Annotated in this window: 4 protein-coding genes; 3 read left to right on the forward strand and 1 reads right to left on the reverse strand. The window is 63.3% G+C overall.

The features are described 5' to 3' along the window. Positions 1 to 9 precede the first annotated feature (9 nt). A complete protein-coding gene (locus B9N88_RS31200; RefSeq protein ID WP_027607937.1) occupies positions 10 to 1,215 on the reverse strand; it encodes a Bcr/CflA family efflux MFS transporter in 1,206 nt (401 codons plus the stop codon). Positions 1,216 to 1,315: 100 nt separating this feature from the next. On the opposite strand from B9N88_RS31200, the gene B9N88_RS31205 reads away from it, so the two are divergent. The 3 genes from B9N88_RS31205 to B9N88_RS31215 form a co-directional block, all read left to right on the forward strand. After that, complete coding sequence (locus B9N88_RS31205) at positions 1,316 to 2,422, forward strand: efflux RND transporter periplasmic adaptor subunit (protein ID WP_027607938.1); 1,107 nt, start codon at positions 1,316 to 1,318, stop codon at positions 2,420 to 2,422. A 2-nt stretch (positions 2,423 to 2,424) separates the two neighbouring features. After that, on the forward strand, positions 2,425 to 5,508 hold the full coding sequence (locus tag B9N88_RS31210) for an efflux RND transporter permease subunit (protein WP_027607939.1): 3,084 nt from the start codon (positions 2,425 to 2,427) through the stop codon (positions 5,506 to 5,508). 110 nt (positions 5,509 to 5,618) lie between these two features. Next, positions 5,619 to 7,375: DUF6531 domain-containing protein (locus B9N88_RS31215; RefSeq protein ID WP_027607940.1), on the forward strand; the 1,757-nt coding region annotated here is incomplete at its 3' end.

Here is a 7,375-nt window from a genome sequence, read left to right on the forward strand (position 1 = left end):
TGTGACAACTCAAGCCGCCGCGACCTCCGCGGTACGGCGCTCACGCAACAGATGGAAGGCCACGAAGGCCGTCACGGCAAAACACGCCTGGATCACGATCATCGGTGTGGCACTGCCGTCGCGCAGATGGCTCAGTAACAGGCCGCTGCAGGTCGCGCCGAACATCTGCGCAAAGCCCATCAAGCCCGCCGCCAAACCGGCGCGATGAGCGTTGGGCATGACCCCTCCGGTCACCGACCCGGGCAATACCAGGCCGCCGCCGAGGGTCGCCAGCGCAATGGGAATATCCAGGCCCAGTACCGACAGGCCAAACAGCGCATAAATCACCAGTGCGGCAATCCCGCCCATGGCCACCAGCGTCACGCCCATCGCCACAATCCGTTGCGGCCCCAGGCGCTGGATGTTGCGTCGGGTGTAGGTGGAACCGATGATCAGCATCGACACGATCAGGCCAAAATTGATGCCGTACTCCAGGCTGCTCAAGCCCAGCAGATTGATATACACCGCCGAGGAACCGGCGATCACCGCGAACATGGCGCCATAGGTACACGCCAGCGCCACGGCGAACGCGCGGTACGGGCGGCCCTTGAGCAGGTCCAGGTATTGCCCGCCGAGGGTGCGCCAGTGGCCGGCCTTGGGGTCGAGGAAGTGGTTGCTCTCGCGGAAGAACAGCAGCGCCAGCAGCAACACCCCACTGCCAATCGCCAGTGCCAGCAGGATCGGCGCACGCCAGCCCAGCAGCTTGATCAGCAGGCCGCCGACCATCGGTGCGACGACGATGGCGTACAGCATGCCGATCATGGTCAGCGCCAGCGCCGGCCCCGCCTGGGCCTTCCACACGTCACGCACCACGGTGCGCGCCAGTACCAGCGCAGCGCAGGCGCCAAGACCTTGCACGACGCGAGCGGCGATAAATTGCTGGATGTCATTGACCAGCAGCATCGACAAGGTCGCCAGCACATACAGCAACAGCCCGCCGAGCAGCACCGGACGGCGGCCGATGCGGTCCGACAGCGGGCCGAACAGCAGTTGCCCCAGGCCAAAGGCGGCGACAAACGCCGACAGTGCCATCAGCGCAGACCCCGGTGGCGCCAACAGGGCGTGCTCGATCAGACCCAAGCCTGGAATGATCAATTGGGTCGAGACTTCACCCAGCGCCGTCAAGGCCACCAGTAAAAACAACAAGCTTCGCGATGGGGCCGGGGTGTACGACATGGGGATTATCCGGGGCTGGTTTTATTTATATTTCGACCATAATATGCGTGAAAAATTATGTCCATAATTTTTTGCCCACTGGTCATCCCCGGAGCCCGACATGATCCCTCTCCCCTCGCGCCTTCTCACGCCCCTGGCCGTGTTGATCGTCCTCAGCGGCTGCAACAGCCAGGCCGACACCACCGCCCAAGCGCCGCAACCACGCCCGGTACTCGCCGCCAAGGTCGACGCCGCCGGCACTCAGCAAAGCGCCTATACCGGCGTGGTGGCTGCACGTACGGAAAGCGACCTGGGCTTCCGGGTCGGCGGCAAGGTCATCGAACGCAAGGTCGACCCCGGCCAGCATGTCTCCCGTGGCGACACCCTGCTGGTGCTGGACATCGGCGACTTCGAGCTCGCCCTGCGTTCGGCGAAAAACCGCGTCAACGCCGCCCAGGCCCAGCTGCGTCAGCGCCGCGACGATGAAAACCGCTACCAGCGCCTGTCCAGTACCGGTGCGGTGTCACGGCAGATCTTCGACCAGTCGGCCACCAACCTGCGCGTGGCCGAGGCCGAGTTGGCCGCGGCGCAATCCGACGCCAGCCAGATCGAGAACCGCCGCACTTATTCGGTGCTCAAGGCCGATGGCGACGGCATCATCACCGACGTGCGGGTGGACCGCGGCCAAGTGGTCGCCGAAGGGCAAGTCGTCGCGCGCCTGGCCCATGACGGCGCCCGCGAAGCCATCGTCAACCTGCCGGAAAACCAGCGCGACCAGGCCGCGCAAAAAGCCCTGGCCTTCCCCTTCGGCGCCCCGGACCAGGCGGTGACGGCGACCTTGCGCGAACTGTCGGCCAGCGCCGATCCCACCACCCGCACCTACCGCGCCCGTTATGTGCTGCACGGTAACGTCGAGCGCTTCGCCCTCGGCTCGACCATCACCGTGCGCCTGCAAGGCGACGGCCAGGCACAACAAACCCGCGTACCGATCGGCGCCTTGCACGATGCAGGGCAAGGCACCGGTGTGTGGTTGATCGGCGCGGATGACAAGGTCAGCTTCGCCGCCGTCAAGGTCGCCAGCCTCGGCCAGGAAGACGCCCTGCTCGACAGCGGCGTGAACCCCGGCCAGGTCGTCGTCGCCCTCGGTGCGCACCTGTTGCACAGCGGCGACGCGGTGCGCCTGTTGCCCGCCCAGGTACTGGCCCTCAACCGCAAACAGGACCAATGAGCATGCGCGGCATCAACCTCTCGGAACTGGCGGTCAAGCACCGCGCAGTCACGCTGTTTTTGATCATTGCGATCCTCGCCGCCGGGATCTTCTCGTTCGGCAAACTGGGGCGCGCCGAAGACCCGTCGTTTACCGTCAAGGTCATGACCATTACCGCCGCCTGGCCCGGCGCCACTGCCCAGGAGATGCAGGAGCAGGTGGCCGACCGCCTGGAGAAGCGCCTGCAGGAACTGGACTACTACGACCGCGTCGAGACCATCGCCCAGCCGGGCTTTGTGTCGATGCGCATGACCTACAAGGAGTCCACGCGCCCCAGCGAAATCCAGGAGCTGTTCTACCAGACGCGCAAAAAACTCAGCGATGAAGCCGCGAGGCTGCCCAGCGGGGTGATCGGGCCGTTCTTCAACGATGAATATTCCGATGTGTACTTCGCCCTGTACGCCCTGGAGGCCGAGCACCTGCCCCATCGGCAACAGGTGCAGATGGCCGAGGAATTGCGCCAGGGCCTGCTCAACCTGCCGGGGGTGAAGAAGGTCAATATCCTCGGCGAGCAGGCGCAGCGGATTTTTGTCGAGTTCTCCTATGAGCGCCTGGCGACCCTCGGGATCAAGCCGGAGCAGATCTTCGCCGCCCTCGCCGCACAGAACGCCGTGGCCCCGTCAGGTTTTGTCGAAACCGCAGGCGCGCGCGCCTATATCCGTATCGACGGTGCCTTCGACAGCCTGGCGCTGATCGAAAACGTGCCCCTGGAAGTCAACGGTCGCGTGCTGCGCATTGCCGATGTGGCCAGCGTCAGCCGCGGTTATGAAGACCCGCCGAGCTACCGCATCCGTCACCAGGGCGACCCGGCGCTGATGCTCGGCGTGATCATGGAAAAGCACTGGAACGGTCTGGAGCTGGACAAAAGCCTCAAGGCCGAGGAAGCCCGGATCCAGGCGGACCTGCCGTTGGGCGTGAACTTCGCCAAAGTCTCCGACCAGGCGAAGAACATCAGCCTGGCGGTGAATGAATTCATGCTCAAATTCTTCGTCGCCCTGGCCGTGGTGATGATCATCAGCCTGTTGGCCCTGGGCTTTCGCGTCGGCCTGGTGGTGGCGGCGGCGGTGCCGCTGACCTTGTCGGTGGTGTTTGTGATCATGCTGCTCACCGGGCGTGAGTTCGACCGCATTACCCTGGGCGCGCTGATCATTTCCCTGGGGTTGCTGGTGGATGACGCCATCATCGCCATTGAGATGATGGTGGTGAAACTGGAGGAAGGTTTTGACCGGATTCATGCGGCCACCTTCGCCTGGAGCTCCACGGCGGCACCGATGCTCACCGGTACGCTGGTGACGATCATCGGTTTTCTGCCGGTGGGGTTTGCACGGTCCGGTGCGGGGGAATACGCCGGCAATATCTTCTGGATCGTCGGCTTTGCGCTGATCTCGTCCTGGCTGGTGGCGGTGGTGTTCACGCCGTACCTGGGCGTGAAGTTGCTGCCGCAGATCAAACCGGTGCCCGGTGGCCACGACGCGATTTATGCCGGGCGCTATTACCAGAAGCTGCGTGATTTGGTCGAAGCCTGCGTACGCAGGCGTTGGCTGGTGACCGGGTTGGTGATCGCTGCCTTTGTACTGTGCGTACTGGGCATGGCCGTGGTGAAGAAACAGTTCTTCCCCAACTCCGACCGGTCCGAGCTGATTCTTGAGGTGTATATGCCGCCCGGCAGTGCCTTCAAGAGCACCGAGGCGGTGGCGGCGCAGCTGGAAAAGGCGCTGCTGCAAGAGCCGCAGACCAGCATGGTCGACACCTATGTGGGCGGTGGTGCACCGCGTTTCTTCCTGTCGCTGAACCCCGAAATGCCGGACCCGGCGTTTGCCAAGCTGATCGTGCAGACGCCGGACTCTCACGCCCGCGACGCCTTGAAGCTGCGCATGCGTGAGCGAATTGCGGCCGGTGAGTTTCCGGCGGCGCGGGTGCGGGTCACCCAACTGCTGTTCGGTCCGCCAGTGCCCTTCCCGGTGGTGTTCCGCGTGTCCGGCCCGAATGTGGAGGTGCTGCGCGGGGTGTCCGAGGACGTGCGCAAGGTCGTTGCCGCCAACACGCTGACCAAGGACGCCTTTCTCGATTGGGGCGAGCGCACCAGCGGTTATCGCCTGGTGCTGGATCAAGACCGCCTGCGCCTGCTGGGCTTTACCCCCAACGAGGTCAAATCCCAGCTCAACGCCTTGCTCAGCGGCAACCCGATCACCGAAGTGCGTGAGGGCAACCGCACCGTGTCCGTGGTCGCCCGGGCCCAGGGCAACCAGCGCGAGAACCTCGGCAACCTCAACAATATGACCCTGACCAACAGCGCCGGCACGTCGGTGCCCCTGGCCCAGGTCGGGCAGTTCCAGGCGGTGATGGAGGAACCGATCCTCAAGCGCCGCAACCGCGCGAGCACCGTGGAAGTGCGTGCCGACATCATCGACGGCGTGCAACCGCCCGACGTGGAAATGGCCGTGTACAAAGACCTGCAACCGCTGATCGCCCGGCTGCCGGCCGGTTACCGGATCGACATCGGCGGCCCGGTGGAAGAAAGCGCCAAGGCCAACGTGGCGCTGGCGGCGCTGTTCCCGATCATGATCCTGCTGACCCTCACGGTGATCATGTTCCAGGTGCGTTCCTTCGGCGTGATGTTCATGGTCTTCGCCACCGCGCCGCTGGGCTTGATTGGCGCGGTGCCGACCTTGCTGCTGTTCAACCAGCCGTTCGGGTTCAACGCGATCCTGGGCTTGATCGGGATCGGCGGGATCCTGATGCGCAACACGTTGATCTTTACCGACCAGATCCGCCAGAACCAGGAGCATGGCATGGCGATCCACGCGGCGATTGTCGAGGCCACGGTGCGGCGCGCGCGGCCGGTGATATTGACCGCGCTGGCGGCGGCGCTGGCGTTTATTCCGCTGACGCTGTCGGTGTTCTGGTCGTCCCTGGCATTCGTGCTGATTGGCGGGGTGCTGGTGGGCACGGTGTTGACGCTGTTGTTTCTGCCGGCGCTGTGCAGCCTGGTGCTGGGGCGGGAGAAGACAAAAATTGTCGAAACGCCCCACGTAAGCGCCGGATAAGCGCTACTCCCCTGCCCTGAAAACCGCTGCAAAGTCCCTCGCCTGAATACACAGTGCGAGGGATTGCAGATGGTGGTTTTCGTTAAGGCCCCGGTTGACGGGGCTGTTTCATGATCGAGGTGACCCGCCAAGCCATTGGCTACCTGGTGCTGGCCGCCATGGATTCAAAGACGCGGGACGTCGAATCCGTTCTCAGCGACTTCGGGCGCTGCCTCAATACCTACGAGACCTGGGCGGAAAGCTTCTTTAGCTTTTGGGCCCTGGATATCGAACAGGTCTTCAAGGTCGGGGATGAAGTGGCGCTCGTCGCGCCGATCAACCGCGCCATCCTTCCCAGCAGCACGACCGCAATGTGCCAGGCAAACGGCACGTTGACCCTGGTGCATATGTTCCAGAGCGCTCGGTTCGTGCCCATTGGCAATACGCCCGTGATGGTGCAACGCATCGATCCAGAGGGCGGTCCCCTGGGCGAGCCGATCCACAGGACCATCGGCCCCAGCGGCATCCTCGAAATCACCGAGTGTGATCGCAACCAACAGTACCGGATCAGCTTCTACCCCAACGTCTCCAAAGACCATTTCAAGGCGCTGTATGCCTCTTATCAGTCGGTTATCGCCCCGCTGGACGCTTGGTTGCGCAGTGAATGGGAGACCATCTTCGAACCGTTGTGGAAGGGTTACGCCGAAGCCAGCCTCCCCAAGCGTTACCTCGCCCTGCATCAAGCCTACGCCCGCGGCTTCGGCGAAGCGCTCTACTCGCTCTGGGACACTGTCAAGCAGCTGTTCCAGTGGCTTGGCGAACCGTTGGCCTATGCCGAACAACTGCTGCACTACCTGTCAGCGGACGAACTTGAAAAGCTGCTGAGCCTCGGCGCCGACACCCTCGCCAAGGGCTTGTTGGTGCTCAGCGACGAGCCGCTGCTGTTCATTTATCTGTCGGCAATGGTCAGCTGGATGCGCCTGTTGCCGCCGCCCTATATGAACGAGTTGCTCGGGGAAATCAGCGCCGACGTATTGATCAACTTGTTGCTGTGCCTCGCCACTGCCGGGATGGGGATGGCGGTTCGAATAAGTACCAACGTGCTGGGCGGCATCAAGTCTCAACGGGCGCGCCGATGGTTGGAGCGCATGGCGGGGCAGTTCGGAAAATCGCCCATGGATGAGCATGTAGAGCTCGCCAGACCGGTTCTGCTGGGTGGCCCTGCGACGTCGATCAAGACCGTACCGGTTGCGCCGTTGAAGGCGGGGGAGCATGTGGTTTCGAACCCGGTGCCGGCGGTTCGCAGGAAGACTCAGCAGACGGTGTTGGTCCGCCAGGAGCCTGTCGATGATGTGCCTGTTTCAGGGAGGAACCCGAACGGGGATGCGGCGGCTTCTTCGGATAAGACCGTCACCAACGGCTGCCCGGTGTCGATGGTTACCGGGGAGGAATTGCTCACCCTCACCGACGGCACGTTGGATGGGATCTTGCCGTTCGAGTGGACACGGTTGTACCGCACCAGTGCGGTGGAAGTGGATGGCGGGCTGGGGTTTGGCTGGAGTCATTCGCTGGCGCATCGGCTTGCGGTGTCGGGCGATTCCGTCGTTTGGACGGACCATGAGAACCGCTCGATTGAGTTTCCACTACCGACTGTTGCTCGACCCGCCATCACCAATAGCCTCGCGGAAGCAGCGATCTATTTAGGTACGTCGCCGGATGAGTTGGTGTTGGCCCAGGCGTCGCGGTTTTATCACTTTCGCGACGGTGTGCTGGTCTCGATCAGTGATGCGTACGACAACCGGCTGCGGATTTCTCGGGATTTTCTAGGGCGGATTGAGCGGCTGGATAACGGCGCGGGGTGTGCGCTGTTTTTGCGTTACTCGTCCGG

It is taken from the genome of Pseudomonas sp. LAMO17WK12:I1 (assembly GCF_900177315.1).
Taxonomy (GTDB): Bacteria; Pseudomonadota; Gammaproteobacteria; order Pseudomonadales; family Pseudomonadaceae; genus Aquipseudomonas; species Aquipseudomonas marginalis.

What these genes read in the sequence shown, in the direction of transcription:
- B9N88_RS31205 (WP_027607938.1), top strand. Translation starts at nt 1,316, where the DNA reads ATGATCCCTCTCCCCTCGCGCCTTCTCACGCCCCTGGCCGTGTTGATC.
- B9N88_RS31210 (WP_027607939.1), top strand. Translation starts at nt 2,425, where the DNA reads ATGCGCGGCATCAACCTCTCGGAACTGGCGGTCAAGCACCGCGCAGTC.
- B9N88_RS31200 (WP_027607937.1), bottom strand. Translation starts at nt 1,215, where the DNA reads ATGTCGTACACCCCGGCCCCATCGCGAAGCTTGTTGTTTTTACTGGTG.